Source organism: Streptomyces sp. YKOK-I1, assembly GCF_054660435.1.
This window is the reverse complement of record NZ_BAAGDR010000001.1, coordinates 1,738,401-1,754,138: the sequence shown is the minus strand read 5'-3', so window position 1 is coordinate 1,754,138 and position 15,738 is coordinate 1,738,401. Positions and strand designations below refer to the sequence as shown.

Genomic DNA, 15,738 nt, shown 5'->3' with positions numbered 1-15,738 from the left:
GACCGCAGTGGTGGTACCCAGGCCGATCGCCTGGGTCATCGGACAACAGGTACCAGGCCACCGCCCGCGGGGTGAGGATTCGTCCTGCGTACGGGCGTACTGGCCGGCCCGGCTGTCGTCTCACGCATTTCTCACGGAGCTTGTGTGAGACGACAGCCGAAATGCTTCTGACCTGGTCTTTTCCTCTTCTCCCTGGAACTGATGGACGTCACGGACGACCCGTAAGCTAGGGGCATGGCCTACGAGATTCCGGTGACGCAAGCCAGGGCTGAACTCGCCGACCTGATCAACCGGGTGGTGTACGGCGGTGAGCGCGTCGTCGTGACACGCCACGGCAAGCCCCTCGTCGCCCTCGTCTCCGCCGCCGACCTGGAGCGACTCGACGAACTGGACCGGCCCGTGGAGGAGCAGGTGATCAGCTCGGTCGCCGCCGTGCGCGAGGTCGGTTCCGCTCCCCGCGAACGGCACCGGTTCGGCATCGCGGCGGAGCACCGGGGCGGGGCGGCCGCAGAACACCGGGGGCCGAACCCGTCGTAGACACGCCGAAGGCCGCGCACCATCCGGGTGCACGGCCTTCGAGGGGGCGGAGGGGGGGCCGGTCAGGCAACGAGTGCGGGCTCCCGCTGCTCGGCGGCCGGCCCGGCCGGGGTCTTCCGTGCCTTCAGCTGGGCGCCCAGCAGGACCGCGCCGAGGCCCAGGGCGGCCCACCACACCAGGGTGAGGGCGGGGCCGGTCGCCGCCGCGCCGTCGAAGAACGACACCGAGCGCAGCAGGGTGGTGCCCGCGCCCGGCGGCAGCCACTGACCGATCACCCCGGCCGGCTCGGGCAGCATCCGCGGGGCCGAGGCCGCCCCGGAGAACGGGTTGCCGAGGAACATCACCAGGAACGACGCGGCACCGATGCCCGCCGGGCCGACCAGGGCCGCGCAGCCGGCCACCGCCGCGGCCACCGCGAGCGTCGACAGCCCGAACACCGAGGCCTCCGCCCACCAGTCGCCGGTGAGCACGCCCAGCCAGCTGTCCGCCACGGCCGCCGCGACCAGGCCGACCAGGACGGCCGAACCGACCAGCGCGAGCACCGCGCGGCCCCCGCGCAGCCCCAGGAACGTCACGACCGCGCCCGCGACGATCCCGGCCAGCGCCAGCGGCAGCACACTCGCGCTCAGGGCGGCGCCGCGCGGGTCGGCCGCCGGGGCCGGGACGACGTCCACCGTCTTCACCCGGATGCCCTCGGCGGCCGACTGCTGAGCCACCGCCTGCTGGAGCAGCTGGGCCACGACCGGGCTCGCGGCCGAGGCGGTCAGCAGCTCGGGACCCTGGGCGGTGACGACCACCGCGCCGTATACGGTCCGGTCCTCGACGGCGTCGCGGGCGGCGGCCTCGTCGGCGTAGCGGTGGATCTCGAAGGCGCCCTCGTGCTGGGCGAGCTGCTTCTCCATCTGTGCCGTCGCGGCGGCCGGGCCCGCCACGCCGAGCGGCAGGTCGCGGGGCGCGGTGCGGGCGGCGGGCCAGGCGAAGGCCCACAGCGCGACGGCGGCGAGGGTCGGGACGAGCAGGACGACGGCGATCAGACGCCGGGTGGCGGACATGGCTTCCCCTGGGGACGCGGCGGGCTCGGACTAAAAAAGAAGGATCGTTCGTTTTACTTGTGTCCCCACCGTGCGCCGCCGGGTCCTCGCTTGTCAAGAAGGAATGTTCGTTTTACGTTTGCCGCATGGCACGCGTATCCCAGGCCCACCTCGACGCCCGCCGCCGGCAGATCCTCGACGGCGCCGCCGTCTGCTTCGCCCGCAACGGCTTCCACGCCACCTCCATGCAGGACGTGCTGAAGGAGGTCGATCTGTCGGCCGGGGCGGTGTACCGCTACTTCAGCGGCAAGGAGGAGCTGATCGCCGCGATCGTCTCCGAGGTGCTCGGCCAGGTCCGCGCCTCCTTCGAGGAGGCGTCCCGGACCGACCCGCCGCCGCCCCCGGACGTCCTGGTCGGCGAGGTGCTCGGCCGCACCCTGGCCGCCAAGGCCTCCCTGACCGTCGACGGAAGGCCGGCCTTCCCCCGGCTCGTCGTCCAGGTCTGGACGGAGACCCTGCGCAACGAGGAGCTCTCGGCCGTCCTGAGCGAGGGCTACGGCGCGGTGCGCGAGGCATGGATGCGGATCGTCGAGGCGTACCAGGCCGCCGGGACGATGCGCGCGGACGTGGACCCCGACCATGTGGCCCGCACCATGATCGCGTCCGTGCTGGGCTTCATCGCCCAGCAGTCGCTGTTCGGGCCGACGCCCGTGGAGGTGCTCGGCGACGGGCTGCGCGCCCTCATGAGCGTGCCGGAGCCGGCACCGGGCCGCTGAGTGGGTCACAGCTCGGTTAACGTGCTCGAAATGCACCCCAACTAGCCTGCCCCTCCACGCCACCAGGGCTTTTCCTCGTGGCTGCGGCAACCGGGCCCCGCACGGTCCGGAGCGAGGATGTGAGGTGGGACGTGCAACTGACCCCGCACGAGCAGGAGAGGCTGCTGATCCATGTCGCGGCCGACGTCGCCGAGAAACGCCGGGCCCGCGGACTGAAGCTCAATCACCCCGAGGCCGTCGCCCTCATCACCGCGCACATCCTCGAGGGCGCGCGGGACGGACGCACGGTCGCCGAGCTGATGGCCTCCGGACGCAAGCTGCTCACCCGGGACGACGTCATGGAGGGCATCCCCGAGATGATCCACGACGTCCAGGTCGAGGCCACCTTCCCCGACGGCACCAAGCTCGTCACCGTCCACGACCCGATCGTCTGAGGGGGAGGCCGCCATGATTCCCGGAGAGATCCTCTTCGCCGAGGACCCGATCGTCTGCAACGAGGGCCGCGAGGTCACCCGGCTCACCGTTCTCAACGCCGCCGACCGGCCCGTCCAGGTCGGTTCCCACTACCACTTCGCCGAGGCCAACCCCGGCCTGGACTTCGACCGCGCGGCCGCCCGCGGACTGCGGCTGAACGTCGCCGCCGGCACCGCCGTGCGCTTCGAGCCCGGCATCCCCGTCGAGGTGGAACTCGTCCCGCTGGCCGGTGCCCGGGTGGTGCCCGGACTGCGCGGGGAGACCGGAGGTGCCCTCGATGCCTGAGATCTCACGCGCCGCGTACGCCGACCTGTTCGGCCCGACCACCGGGGACCGGATCCGCCTCGCCGACACGGATCTGCTGATCGAGATCGAGGAGGACCGCTCCGGCGGCCCCGGGCTCGCCGGTGACGAGGCCGTCTTCGGCGGCGGCAAGGTCATCCGGGAGTCCATGGGCCAGTCGCGCGCTACGCGCGCAGACGGCACCCCCGACACCGTCATCACCGGCGCCGTCGTCGTCGACCACTGGGGCATCGTCAAGGCCGACGTCGGCATCCGCGACGGGCGCATCACGGCGCTCGGCAAGGCGGGCAACCCCGACACCATGGACGGCGTCCACCCCGACCTGGTGCTCGGTCCCGAGACCGAGGTCATCGCGGGCAACGGACGCATCCTCACGGCCGGCGCGGTCGACGCGCACGTCCACTTCATCTGCCCGCAGATCGCCGACGAGGCCCTGTCGGCGGGCGTCACCACCCTGGTCGGCGGCGGCACCGGACCCGCCGAGGGCTCCAAGGCCACCACCGTGACCCCGGGGCCCTGGCACCTCGCCCGCATGCTGGAGGCGATGGAGCAGTACCCGCTCAACATCGGATTCCTCGGCAAGGGCAACACCGTCTCGCAGGAGGCGATGCTCTCCCAGATCCGGGGCGGCGCGCTGGGCCTGAAGCTGCACGAGGACTGGGGCTCGACCCCGGCCGTCATCGACGCCTCCCTGACCGTCGCGGAGCGCACCGGCATCCAGGTCGCCATCCACACGGACACCCTGAACGAGGCCGGGTTCGTCGGCGACACGCTCGCCGCGATCGCCGGGCGGGGCATCCACGCCTACCACACCGAGGGTGCGGGCGGCGGACACGCGCCGGACATCATGACGGTGGTCTCCGAGCCGCACGTCCTGCCCAGCTCCACCAACCCGACCCGCCCGTACACGGTGAACACCGCCGAGGAACACCTCGACATGCTCATGGTGTGTCACCACCTCAACCCGGCGGTCCCCGAGGACCTGGCCTTCGCCGAGTCCCGGATCCGGCCGTCCACCATCGGCGCCGAGGACATACTGCACGACCTCGGGGCCATCTCGATCATCTCCTCCGACGCCCAGGCCATGGGCCGGGTCGGCGAGGTGATCCTGCGGACCTGGCAGACGGCCCATGTGATGAAGCGCCGCCGGGGCGCCCTGCCCGGCGACGGGTGCGCCGACAACCATCGCGTACGGCGCTATGTCGCCAAGTACACGATCAACCCGGCGCTCGCCCAGGGGCTGGCCAGGGAGGTCGGGTCCGTCGAGACGGGCAAGCTCGCCGACCTCGTCCTGTGGGAGCCGGCGTTCTTCGGTGTCAAACCGCACCTCGTCCTCAAGGGGGGCCAGATCGCGTACGCCCAGATGGGTGATGCCAACGCGTCCATCCCGACCCCGCAGCCGATCCTGCCGCGTCCGATGTACGGGGCGATCGGCCGCGCCCCGGCCTCGAACTCCTTCAACTTCGTGGCACCGCTCGCGATCGAGGACGGGCTGCCGGAGCGGCTCCAGCTCGGCAAGCGGTTCGTCGCGATCGAGTCGACCCGTGGGGTCACCAAGGCGGACATGCGGGAGAACGACGCCCGGCCGCGCGTCCAGGTCGACCCCGACAGCTTCGCCGTGCACATCGACGGCGAACTGGTCGAGGCGACCCCGGCGGCCGAGCTGCCCATGGCCCAGCGCTATTTCCTGTTCTGATGGGCGGCTACTGATGGGCGGCTACTGATGGGTGGCAACTGATGGGCAGGGCAGCGCTGCTCGTCCTGGCCGACGGCCGCTTCCCCGCCGGAGGGCACGCGCACTCCGGCGGGGCGGAGGAGGCGGTCAAGGCGGGCCGGATCACCGGCGCGGCGGACCTGGAGGCCTTCTGCCGGGGCCGGCTGCACACGGCCGGACTCGTCGCGGCCGCCCTCGCCGCCGCCGCGGCGGCCGGGGCCGACCCGGTCGGGCTGGATGCGGCGGCGGACGCCCGCACCCCGTCCCCGGCGCTGCGGCTAGCAGCGCGCAGACTGGGCCGCCAGCTGCTGCGGGCCGCCCGCGCGACCTGGCCCGGCCCCGAACTGGACGCCCTGGCAGGGGAGTTCCCCAAGGGCGCCCACCAGCCGGTGGTGCTGGGACTGACGGCACGCGCGGCCGGACTGGGGCCCGAGGACGCGGCGTACTGCGCGGCGTACGAGAGCGTAAGCGGCCCGGCGACGGCCGTCGTACGGCTGCTCAGCCTGGACCCGTTCGAGGCGACGGCGGTCCTGGCCCGGCTGGCGCCGGAGCTCGACCGGGTCGTCGACCGGGCGACGGTGGCCGGCGCCGCCGTCCCGACGGCCGGCGTCGACACCCTGCCGGCGGCGTCCGCGCCCCTGCTGGAGATCGGCGCGGAGGCGCACGCGGCGTGGCCGGTGCGCCTGTTCGCCTCGTAGGTCTTGCTCGACGGGTCCAGGGGGGGGCTGCCGCCCCCTGGACCCCCGCTTCGGCCCTGAACGGGCCTCGCCCTCAATCGCCGGACGGGCTGAAATGGCACGTACCTTGAAAAGGAGCCGCCCCATGCACCTCGACCACTCCCACTCCGGCCCGGCCGCCGTCAGCGCCGACGCCCGTCGGCCCGACGGGGCCCGGCGGGCCCTCAGGATCGGGCTCGGCGGACCCGTCGGATCGGGCAAGACCGCCACCGTCGCCGCGCTCTGCCGGGCGCTGCGCGACGAGCTGTCCCTCGCCGTCGTCACCAACGACATCTACACCCGCGAGGACGCCGAGTTCCTGCTGCGGGAGGCCGTGCTGCCGCCCGAGCGGATCACGGCCGTGGAGACGGGCGCCTGCCCGCACACCGCGATCCGGGACGACATCTCCGCCAACCTCGAGGCCGTGGAGGACCTGGAGGACGCCGTCGGGCCGCTGGACCTCGTGCTCGTCGAGTCCGGTGGGGACAACCTCACCGCCACCTTCTCCAAGGGGCTCGTCGACGCGCAGATCTTCGTCATCGACGTCGCGGGCGGCGACGACATCCCGAGGAAGGGCGGCCCGGGCGTCACCACCGCCGACCTGCTCGTCGTCAACAAGACGGACCTCGCCCCGTACGTCGGCTCCGACCTCGCCCGGATGGCCGCCGACGCCAAGGCACAGCGCGCCGAACTGCCCGTGGTGTTCCAGTCGCTGCGCGCCGGGAGCGGGGTCGCGGACGTCGCCGCCTGGGTGCGGGCGCAGCTCGGCGCCTGGACGGCGTGAGATGAGCGGAGTGCGGGCCGTCGCCCGGATCCGGGCGACGGCGGACGGCCGCGGGGGAACCGCCCTGCCCGTCCTGGAGAGTGACGGCCCGCTCGCGCTGCGCCGCACCCGGGCCGGCGGCGACGAGGCCCGGGTGATGCTCGTGGGCGCGATGAGCGGCCCCCTCGGCGGGGACCGCTTCGCGGTCGAGGCACAGGTCGGGAGCGGGGCCCGGCTGCGGGTGGGCTCGGCCGCGGCCACCATCGCCCTGCCCGGCCAGATCAAGGACGCCGCCCACTACGACGTCCGGCTCGACGTCGCCGACGAGGGCGAACTGCACTGGCTCCCCGAGCCGTTGATCTCCGCGCGCGGCAGCGACCTGTACGTCACCACCCGTGCCGACCTCGCGCCCGGCGCCCGTCTGGTGCTGCGCGAGGAGCAGGTCCTCGGCCGGGTGGGGGAGGAGCCCGGGCGGCTCACCAGCCGGCTCGTGGTCCGGGTGGGCGGCCGGGCCGTCCTCGACCAGGAACTGGCCTGCGGACCCGGCGCCCCCGGCGGCTGGGACGGCCCCGCCGTACTCGCCGGACATCGCGCCGTAGGCCAACTCGTCGTGGTAGAACCGGAGTTCGCGACGCATCCGGTCGGCGCGCAGGTCCTCGGCGAGCACGCCGCCCTGGTGCCGCTCGCCGGGCCCGCCGCGCTGGTGAGCGCCGTCGCGCCGGACGGGCTGCGGCTGCGGCGGGTGCTGGACGAGGCGCTGACCGTCCTGCGCCTCCGCTGAGCGGACCTTTCCTCTCCGGTTATCGGATTGGCAAAGAAGGTCAACCACACCTGTTCTCAGGCACCTCACAGCCGAGAGGATCCCCGTACCGCCGTATCGCTGTACCGCCGTACCGCCATAAACAAGGTAGGGGAGAAGCCCACTTGAGGGACATACGACCGAACAGAAGGACCGCAGTGCTCGGTTCGGCCGGCGCGCTCGTCGCCGCCACGCTGATGGCCGGCGCGGTCACGGCGCCGACCGCGAGCGCGGCGAGCGGCCGTTCGGGGCAGGACAGGGAGCAGCGGGGTGCGGCGATCGCCGCGGAGCGCGCCGCCAAGGCCGGCATCGACTGGCAGGACTGCCCGGCCGACTGGGGCCTGGAGAAGCCGATCCAGTGCGGCTGGGTCACGGTGCCGCTCGACTACGCCCGCCCGAACGGCAAGAAGATCAAGATCGCCGTCGACCGCATCGGCAACACGGGCACGCCGCAGGAGCGCCAGGGCGCCCTCGTCTACAACCCGGGCGGCCCCGGCGGCTCCGGCATGCGCTTCCCGCGCCGCGTCACCACCAAGAACGCCATCTGGGCGGGCGCCGCGAAGGCCTACGACTTCGTGGGCTTCGACCCGCGCGGCGTCGGCCACTCCGCGCCCATCTCCTGCGCCGACCCCCAGGAGTTCGTCAAGGCGCCCAAGGCCGACCCGGTCCCGGACAACGAGGCCGACAAGCTCGCCCAGATCAAGCTCGCCCGTGAGTACGCCGACGGCTGCTACGAGCGCAGCGGCGAGATGCTGCCGTACATGACCACGCCGAACACCGTGCGCGACCTGGACGTCATCCGCGCCGCCCTCGGCGAGAAGAAGCTCAACTACGTGGGCGTCTCCTACGGCACCTACATCGGCGCCGTCTACGGCACCCTCTTCCCGGGCCACGTCCGCCGCATGGTGGTCGACAGCGTGGTCAACCCCTCCCGCGAGAAGATCTGGTACGAGGCCAACCTCGACCAGGACGTCGCGTTCGAGGGCCGCTGGAAGGACTGGCAGGACTGGGTCGCCGCCAACGACGCGACCTTCCATCTCGGCACCACCCGCGCCGCCGTCCAGGCCAAGTGGCTGGAGCTGCGCGCCACCGCCAAGAAGCACCCCATCGGCGGACTGGTCGGCCCGGCCGAGCTGATCTCCTTCTTCCAGGGCGCCCCGTACTACGACTCCTCGTGGATCCCGGTGGCGACGGTCTTCAGCAAGTACTTCGCCGGGGACACCCAGGCCCTCGTCGACGCGGCCGCCCCGGACCTGACCGACACGGCCGGCAACATCACCGCGGAGAACGGCAACGCGGTCTACACCGCCGTCGAGTGCACCGACGCCAAGTGGCCCACCAGCTGGCGCAAGTGGAACGCCGACAACACCCGGCTCAACAAGGACTACCCGTTCCTGACCTGGGCCAACGCCTGGATGAACCTGCCGTGCGCCTACTGGTCGGTCAAGCAGCAGACCCCGGTCGAGGTCACGACCCACAAGGGTCTGCCGGGCGTGCTGATCGTGCAGTCCGAGCGGGACGCGGCCACCCCGTACGACGGTGCCGTCTCCCTGCACAAGCGGTTCAAGGGCTCCCGTCTGATCACCGAGAAGGACGCCGGCTCCCACGGGGTGACGAACCTCGTCAACTCCTGCATCAACCCCCGGGTGGAGAGCTACCTGCTCACCGGGAAGCTGGACGCCAAGGACGTGACCTGCGCCCCGCACGCCACGCCGAAGCCGTAGTCACCGGCTGACAGCGAGGGGCGGCCGGAACCTCCGGCCGCCCCTTCGGCTTGTCGCGGCGCGCTGTGGCGTCCTGTCAGCTCAGCGGTATCCGGGGGAACCTGCGCTGCTTCTCCGTCGCCGCGGCCTGCTGCGCCTTGACCACCGCCGCGTACTCGTCGACGTACTCCTGCTCGGACAGCGTCAGGATCGCGTACATGATCTCGTCGGTGATCGCGCGCAGGATCGCCTTCTCGTTCTCCATGCCGGCATAGCGGGAGAAGTCCAGCGGCTTGCCGAAGCGGATCACCACCGGGTGGAGATTGGGGACGATCTTGCCGGGCGGCTGCGCCTCGAAGGTACCGATCATCGCGCACGGGATCACCGGCACCCCGGCCCGCAGCGCCATCACCGCGACCCCGACCTTGCCCTTGTACAGACGCCCGTCGTGCGACCGGGTGCCCTCCGGGTAGATGCCCAGCAACTCGTCCTTGCCCAGCACCCCGAGGCCCTCACGGATCGCCGCCTGGCCCGCCTCCTTGCCCGAACGGTCCACCGGGATCTGGCCCGCGCTGCGGAAGAAGAAGGCCGTGAGTCTGCCCTTGAGGCCCGGCCCGGTGAAGTACTCGGCCTTCGCGAGGAAGGTGATGCGCCGCTTGAGGACCGCCGGCATCAGGAAGTGGTCCGAGAACGACAGGTGGTTGCCGGCGACGATCGCCGCCCCCGACTCCGGTACGTGCTCCAGGCCCTCGATGCGCGGGCGGAAGGCCAGCTTCAACAACGGGCCCAGCAAAACGTACTTGAGCACGTAGTAGAACAAGGGGTAGCTCCTCACTCCGGTGGATCCGCGACGGTCGGCCGCGGCACCAGGTTCCTGCCGTCGAGGGCTGCTCAGCAAGTCCGCGGCGGGCGTTGTCGCCGGTCCCTCACAGCCGTACGACGACCAGGGCCGTGTCGTCGGTCGCGCCGCCCGGCGGCAGCAGTTCGAGCAGGACGGAGTCGGCGAGGGCCTCCGGGTCCGCGTCCCGGTGCCGGGCCAGCGCCTCGGCGAGCCGCTGCAGACCGGTGTCGATGTCCTCCTTCCGCCGCTCCACCAGCCCGTCCGTGTACAGCACCAGGGTGGCGCCGTGGTCGTAGGCGGCGCACTCCTGGGGCCGGGGCACCGGGGTCGGGCGGGCGTCCAGCGGCGGGTCGGTGGCCCGGTCGAGGAACTCCACCCGGCCGCCGGGGTGGACCAGCGCGGGCGGGGGATGGCCGGCGCTGCTGTAGGTGATGGTGTGCCGGTCGAAGTCGATGAACGTGGTGACGGCGGTGGCCGATTCGGCGCCGTCCACGACGTGCGCGTACCGCCCCAGCACGTTGAGGGCCTCGGCCGGACCCTCCGCGACCCGGGAGGCGGCGCTGAGCGCGCTGCGCAGCTGGCCCATCACCCCGGCGGCCTCCAAGCCGTGCCCCACGACGTCCCCGACCGACACGCCGATCCGGTTGCCGCCGACCAGGTCGACCAGGTCGTACCAGTCCCCGCACACGTTCAGCGAGCCGACCGCCGGGCGGTAGCGCACCGCCGCGTGATGGTGGCCGACCTGACGACCGGCGGGCAGCATCGCCTCCTGCAGCGCGAGGGCCACCTGGCGCTCCCGGGCGTGCGACTGCCGCAGCCGCTCGTTGACCTCCTGGAGCTCACGGGCGCGGGTGTACAGCTCGGCCTCCAGCACCCGGGTGCGGCTGCCGGGATTTCCCGTGCCCCGCGACCCGCGGGCCCGGATCAGCTCGGTGACCTCCTCGACGCGGTGCACGATGAGCACCACCGAACCGTCCGGGCCGAGCACGGGCGCGTTGACCGGGCTCCAGTACCGCTCGTCCCACTCGCCGGGCCGCTCGGGGTCCTGTACGTCGTAGCGCTGGAGGGCCATCGTGTCGCGCTCGCCGCCGGCCAGCACCCGGCGCAGCGAGGCCTCCAGATTGCGGGCCCCGCTCGCGCCCGGGTCGTTCGGGTTGTCCGGGAACACCTCGAAAAGATGGCGGCCGATCAGCTGCTCGCGTCTTCGGCCCGCCACGCGCAGGAAATCCTCGTTGACGTCCGCGTACACCAGTTCGGGCGTCAGCAGCGCCACCATGCCGGGCAGGGACTGGAACACCGCCGCGTAGTCGATCGCCGTGTCGTTCATGGCTCGTGCCCCATCCGCCGGTTTGGGTTATTTTCGCATGGAGTGTGGCGGATGGGGGGCGGGCGTCACACGCCCAGGTCGGTGAGCGACTGCTCGGCCCAGATGATCTTCCCCTCGCCGAGGAAACGGGTGCCCCAGCGCTCGGTGACCTGGGAGACCAGCAGCAGCCCGCGGCCACCCTCGTCCGTGGTGCGCGGATGGCGCAGATGCGGGGCGGTGGCGCCGCCGTCGAAGACCTCGCAGACCAGGGAGCGCTCACGGATCAGCCGCAGCCGGATCGGGCCGGCGGCGTACCGGATGGCGTTGGTCACCAGCTCGCTGACCACCAGCTCGGTCGTGAACGACAGCTCCGGCAGACCCCACTCCGCCAGCCGTCGGCTCGCGGTCCGGCGCGCCTCGGCGACCACGGCCGGGTCGGCGGGCAGCTCCCAGTCGGCGACCCGGTCCGCCGACAGCCGGCGGGTACGGGCCATCAGCAGGGCCACGTCGTCGTACGGACGCGCCGGGACGAGCGCGTCGACCACGGTCCGGCAGGTCACGTCCAGGTCGGCCGCCCGCCGCTCCAGGGCCCGCCGCAGCCGGGTGCGGTCGGTGTCCAGCGCCCACTCGGCGCCCTGGGCGAGCAGGCCGTCGGTGTGCAGCGCGAGCGTGCTGCCCTCCGGCAGGGTCAGCTGCGCCGACTCGAACGGCGGCCCGCCCAGGCCCAGCGCGGACCCCTGCGGCAGGTCCACGAAGGTGACCTCCCCGTCGGGCAGCACGACCGCCGGGGCGGGATGCCCGGCGGCGGCCATCGTGCACCGGCCGTCCACGGGGTCGTACACGACGTACACGCACCCCGCCCCCTGCGCCTGCGTGCCCGCGTCCAGCCCCTCCTCGTGGGCCATGCGGGCGACCAGGTCGTCCAGATGGGCGAGGACCTCCTCCGGCGGCAGATCCAGGGCGGCGAGCGTGCGTACGGCGGTCCGCACGCGTCCCATGGCCGCGGCGGCGTCGATGCCGTGCCCGGGCACCTCGCCCACCACCAGCGCCACCCGTGCCGCCGACAGCGGGATCAGGTCGTACCAGTCGCCGCCGAGGCCGGTCAGCTCGTCGGCGGGCCGGTAGCAGGCGGCCACCTCGACGGCGTCCTGCTCGGGCAGCCGGTGGGGGAGCAGATTGCGCTGGAGCACCAGGGCCGCGTCGCGCTCCCGTGTGTACCGGCGGGCGTTGTCCACGCACACCGCCGCCCGTGAGACCAGGTCCTCGGCGAGCGCCAGATCATCGGCGTCGAAGGGTTCCCGCGGCCCGCGCCGGAGGAACGTGGTCACCCCGAGGGTGGCGCCCCGGGCCCGCACCGGGACGACCAGCACGCTGACCGACTCACCCGGGGCGGGGGCCACGGGCAGGTTCCGCAGCCATGGCTCCGCCGCCGCGTCGAGCCGCTCCCCACGCCAGGGCCGACCGGTGAGCAGACAGCGGACGGGGGGTGAGTCGGCGGGATGGACGACGGTGACGGCGGGGGCGCGCGTGGAGGGTGGAGGGGAGGTGGTGCCGGGTGGTCCGGTCTCCTCGGCAATGCGTACGCCCGCGCGGTGCAGGGGGACCGAGCCGGTGGGGTCCGGGGTGGGCTCCGCGCCGTGCAGGACCGGGGCCGGCAGGTCCACGGCGACCGCGTCGGCGAAGCCGGGGACGACCACGTCGGCCAGTTCCTGGGCGGTGCGGGCGATGTCCAGGCTGCTGCCGATGCAGCGGCCCGCACGGTCCAGCAGGGCGAGCCGCTGCCGGGCGCGATGGGCGTCGGTGATGTCGACGACCGTGTAGTAGACGCCCACCGGGTTCCCGTGGTCGTCCTCCAACCGGGTGAACGACAGCACCTGCGCCGTCTCCCGGTGCGGCGCCGTCCGCAGCCGCCCCACATGCTCGTAGCCGACCACGGTCGCACCGTCGGCCAGCACCCGCCGCATCTGCGCCTCCGCCGCCTCGGCGTCCAGCCCCGGCTGCACATCCCCGAGCCGCAGCCCCAGCCGCTCCTCGGGCCGGCCGCCGCCGAACCGGGCGAGCGCGTCGTTGGACCACACGAACCGCAGATCGGTGTCCACGATGGCGATCCCGATCGGCGAGTCGGACACCATCCGCTCCAGGACCGACCGGCTCATCGTCCAGCCGGGGGCGTCCCCCATCTCGCTCAGCAGGACGAGCCTGCGGTCGGCGCCGCCCGGCTCGTCCGCACAGGTGATGCGGGCCATCACCGGAACCGGCCGGCCGTCCCCGCGCCGGGCGGACAGCAGCCCGCTCCAGCCGCCGTCGCGACGGCACCGCTCGAGGATCTCCGCCACCCGGCCGGCGTCCCCGTGGGTCAGCAGCCCGGCCAGGTCCCGGCCCACCGCGTCCGCCGCCGTATAGCCCAGCAGCCGTGCGGCGTCCCTGGTCCAACTCGTCACCACGCCCCGCCCGTCGAGCAGCAGGGGCGCGGCGTCCGCCACGTCGAACCGCCGGCGGGCAACGCCGTCCTCGTCGTGTGTGCCCACGGTCGACCTCTCTGTCGCTGAGAGTGGTCTACCACCTCCTGACCCAATCTTCACCCTGCCCGCACGACACCGGGCGGGCCACCCGGGAGCCCGGAGGCCTCAGACCCCCCGGGTCAGCACCCGCTCCAACGCCGCCAGCGCCGACCCCAGTTCCTCGCCCGTGATCGTCAGCGGCGGCGCCAGCCGGACGGTGGAGCCATGGGTGTCCTTGACCAGCACCCCCTCCCGCATCAGCCGCTCGCTGACCTCGCGGCCGGTGCCGAGGGCCGGATCGATGTCGATGCCCGCCCACAGGCCCCGGGCCCGGAAACCCACGACACCCTTGCCGACCAGACCGGTCAGACCGTCCCGCAGCACGGTCCCCAGCTCCGTCGCCCGCCGCTGGAACTCGCCGGTCTCCAGCAGCTCCACCACCGCCGTGCCGACCGCCGCCGCCAGCGGATTGCCGCCGAACGTCGACCCGTGCTCACCCGGCCGCAGCACCGACAGCACCTCGCGCCGCCCGACCACCGCCGACACCGGTACGATCCCGCCGCCGAGCGCCTTGCCGAGCAGCACGACGTCCGGGACGACCCCCTCGTGCTCCACGGCCAGCGTCCGGCCGGTGCGCCCCAGCCCGGACTGGATCTCGTCCGCGATGAAGAGGGTGTTCGTGCGCCGGGTCAGCTCCCGTACCCCGGCCAGATAGCCGTCGTCGGGGATGATCACTCCGGCCTCGCCCTGGATCGGCTCGATCAGCACCGCGGCCGTGGTCTCGTCGACCGCCGCCTCCAGCGCCGCCAGGTCGTTGTACGGCACGATCCGGAAGCCCGGGGTGAACGGGCCGAAGCCCGTCCGGGCCGTCTCGTCCGTGGAGAAGCTCACGATCGTCGTCGTACGGCCGTGGAAGTTCTCCGCCGCGACCACGATCGTCGCCCGGTCGGCGGGGACGCCCTTCACCTCGTAGGCCCACTTGCGGGCCACCTTGATGCCGCTCTCCACCGCCTCCGCGCCGGTGTTCATCGGCAGCACCATGTCCAGGCCGGTCAACTCCGCCAGCCGCTCGGCGAATCCGGCGAGCCGGTCGTTGTGGAAGGCCCGGGAGGTGAGGGTGAGCCGGTCGAGCTGGCGGTGCGCCGCCTCGATCAACAAGGGGTGCCGGTGGCCGAAGTTGAGGGCCGAGTAGCCGGCCAGCATGTCGAGGTAGCGGCGGCCCTCGACGTCCTCCACCCAGACGCCCTCCGCACGCGCGACGACCACGGGCAGCGGATGGTAGTTGTGCGCGAGGACGGGCTCCTCGGCGCGGATCAGCTCGGCGGAGGACCGCGCGGGGGCGGTCTCGGACGGACCGGCGGCAACCGCCTCGGGCGAACGCGCGGGAACGACGGGTGCGGTCATGAACGGATCTCCTGAGTGCAGCACTTGATGCCACCGCCGGCCTTCTGGAACTCCGACAGGTCGACGGGGACGGGGACATAGCCGCGCTCGGTCAGCCGGGCGGCGAGGGCCTCGGCCCGGGGCGCGATGAACACATGGCGGCCGTCGGAGACCGAGTTCAGACCGAACGCCATCGCGTCGTCGCGGGTGGCGAGCACGGCGTCCGGGTACAGCCGGGCCAGCACCTCACGACTGCCCGGCGAGAACGCCTCCGGGTAGTACGAGATGTTGTCGTCGTCCAGCACGAACAGCGCCGTGTCCAGGTGGTAGAAGTGCGGGTCCACCAGCGTCAGGCTGATCACCGGATGACCGAAGAACTCCTGCACCTCGCGGTGCGCCTCACGCGTCGTACGGAACCCGGTGCCGGCCAGGACGTACCGGCCGGTCCACACCAGATCGCCCTCGCCCTCGCAGACGTGCTCGGGGCGGTACACGTCGTAGCCGGCGGTCTTGAACCAGGTGTCGTAGAGCGCGGACTCGGGACGCCGCTCCGGCGCGTGGAACAGCGAGCCGAACACCCGGCCGGCCACGACGACCGCGGAGTTCGCGGCGAACACCATGTCCGGCAGTCCGGGCGCCGGATCCAGGGTGTCGACGGTGTGCCCGTGGGAGCGGTAGGCGCGGATCAGCGTCTGCCACTGCTCCTGGGCCAGGTCCACGTCCACGGGAGTGTCGGGACGCATCCAGGGATTGATCGCGTACTGCACGGCGAAATGTCTGGGTTCACAGACGAGAAAACGCCGGGCGCTCGGCCTGCGGCCGGTGGTCACACTGTCGGGCATGTCCCCAAGGTAAGAACCGACAGCGGAGTGCTACAAGAAGAGAACACTG

15 protein-coding genes are annotated in these 15,738 nt (G+C 72.8%); 9 read left to right on the top strand and 6 right to left on the bottom strand.

All coding sequences use genetic code 11. The features are described from left to right. Positions 1-234: 234 nt before the first annotated feature. Positions 235-537: a type II toxin-antitoxin system Phd/YefM family antitoxin gene (locus tag ACYQ8Q_RS07190; protein WP_460062876.1), complete on the top strand. Its 303-nt coding sequence runs from the start codon at positions 235-237 to the stop codon at positions 535-537. Positions 538-599: 62 nt separating this feature from the next. Here the strand turns inward: ACYQ8Q_RS07190 and ACYQ8Q_RS07185 are convergent, their stop codons facing one another. Further along, entirely contained in the window at positions 600-1,589 is a 990-nt protein-coding gene (locus tag ACYQ8Q_RS07185; protein ID WP_460062874.1) for an ABC transporter permease, read from the bottom strand. Between the two features lie 125 nt (positions 1,590-1,714). Between ACYQ8Q_RS07185 and ACYQ8Q_RS07180 the strand changes: the two genes are divergently transcribed. From ACYQ8Q_RS07180 to ACYQ8Q_RS07145, 8 genes are all read left to right on the top strand, one after another. Further along, a complete protein-coding gene (locus ACYQ8Q_RS07180; protein WP_460062873.1) occupies positions 1,715-2,344 on the top strand; it encodes a TetR/AcrR family transcriptional regulator in 630 nt (209 codons plus the stop codon). Positions 2,345-2,475: 131 nt separating this feature from the next. Further along, positions 2,476-2,778, top strand: a complete 303-nt coding sequence (locus ACYQ8Q_RS07175; protein ID WP_048819736.1) for an urease subunit gamma — start codon at positions 2,476-2,478, stop codon at positions 2,776-2,778. Positions 2,779-2,791: 13 nt separating this feature from the next. Beyond that, positions 2,792-3,103 (top strand): urease subunit beta, encoded by a 312-nt coding sequence (locus ACYQ8Q_RS07170; RefSeq protein ID WP_067256017.1) that lies wholly within the window; start codon positions 2,792-2,794, stop codon positions 3,101-3,103. Further along, a complete protein-coding gene (locus tag ACYQ8Q_RS07165) occupies positions 3,096-4,817 on the top strand; it encodes an urease subunit alpha (RefSeq protein ID WP_460062872.1) in 1,722 nt (573 codons plus the stop codon). Before ACYQ8Q_RS07170 ends, ACYQ8Q_RS07165 begins: the two co-directional genes overlap by 8 nt. Before the next feature lie 41 nt (positions 4,818-4,858). Beyond that, complete coding sequence (locus ACYQ8Q_RS07160; RefSeq protein ID WP_460062871.1) at positions 4,859-5,533, top strand: urease accessory protein UreF; 675 nt, start codon at positions 4,859-4,861, stop codon at positions 5,531-5,533. A 124-nt stretch (positions 5,534-5,657) separates the two neighbouring features. Beyond that, positions 5,658-6,335: an urease accessory protein UreG gene (gene ureG, locus ACYQ8Q_RS07155; RefSeq protein ID WP_460062869.1), complete on the top strand. Its 678-nt coding sequence runs from the start codon at positions 5,658-5,660 to the stop codon at positions 6,333-6,335. A 1-nt stretch (position 6,336) separates the two neighbouring features. After that, positions 6,337-7,095, top strand: a complete 759-nt coding sequence (locus ACYQ8Q_RS07150; RefSeq protein ID WP_460062867.1) for an urease accessory protein UreD — start codon at positions 6,337-6,339, stop codon at positions 7,093-7,095. 143 nt (positions 7,096-7,238) lie between these two features. After that, positions 7,239-8,837, top strand: a complete 1,599-nt coding sequence (locus ACYQ8Q_RS07145) for an alpha/beta hydrolase (protein WP_460062865.1) — start codon at positions 7,239-7,241, stop codon at positions 8,835-8,837. A 76-nt stretch (positions 8,838-8,913) separates the two neighbouring features. On the opposite strand, the gene ACYQ8Q_RS07140 is transcribed toward ACYQ8Q_RS07145, so the two are convergent. The 5 genes from ACYQ8Q_RS07140 to ddaH form a co-directional block, all read right to left on the bottom strand. Further along, on the bottom strand, positions 8,914-9,636 hold the full coding sequence (locus tag ACYQ8Q_RS07140; RefSeq protein WP_460062864.1) for a lysophospholipid acyltransferase family protein: 723 nt from the start codon (positions 9,634-9,636) through the stop codon (positions 8,914-8,916). 106 nt (positions 9,637-9,742) lie between these two features. Next, positions 9,743-10,984 (bottom strand): PP2C family protein-serine/threonine phosphatase, encoded by a 1,242-nt coding sequence (locus ACYQ8Q_RS07135; RefSeq protein WP_460062863.1) that lies wholly within the window; start codon positions 10,982-10,984, stop codon positions 9,743-9,745. 65 nt (positions 10,985-11,049) lie between these two features. Continuing rightward, entirely contained in the window at positions 11,050-13,491 is a 2,442-nt protein-coding gene (locus ACYQ8Q_RS07130; RefSeq protein ID WP_460062861.1) for a SpoIIE family protein phosphatase, read from the bottom strand. 99 nt (positions 13,492-13,590) lie between these two features. Then, positions 13,591-14,868, bottom strand: coding sequence for an ornithine--oxo-acid transaminase (rocD, locus tag ACYQ8Q_RS07125; protein WP_460062860.1), 1,278 nt, complete (start codon positions 14,866-14,868; stop codon positions 13,591-13,593). Then, entirely contained in the window at positions 14,865-15,689 is an 825-nt protein-coding gene (gene ddaH / locus ACYQ8Q_RS07120; RefSeq protein ID WP_460062859.1) for a dimethylargininase, read from the bottom strand. Before ddaH ends, rocD begins: the two co-directional genes overlap by 4 nt. Positions 15,690-15,738: the final 49 nt, after the last annotated feature.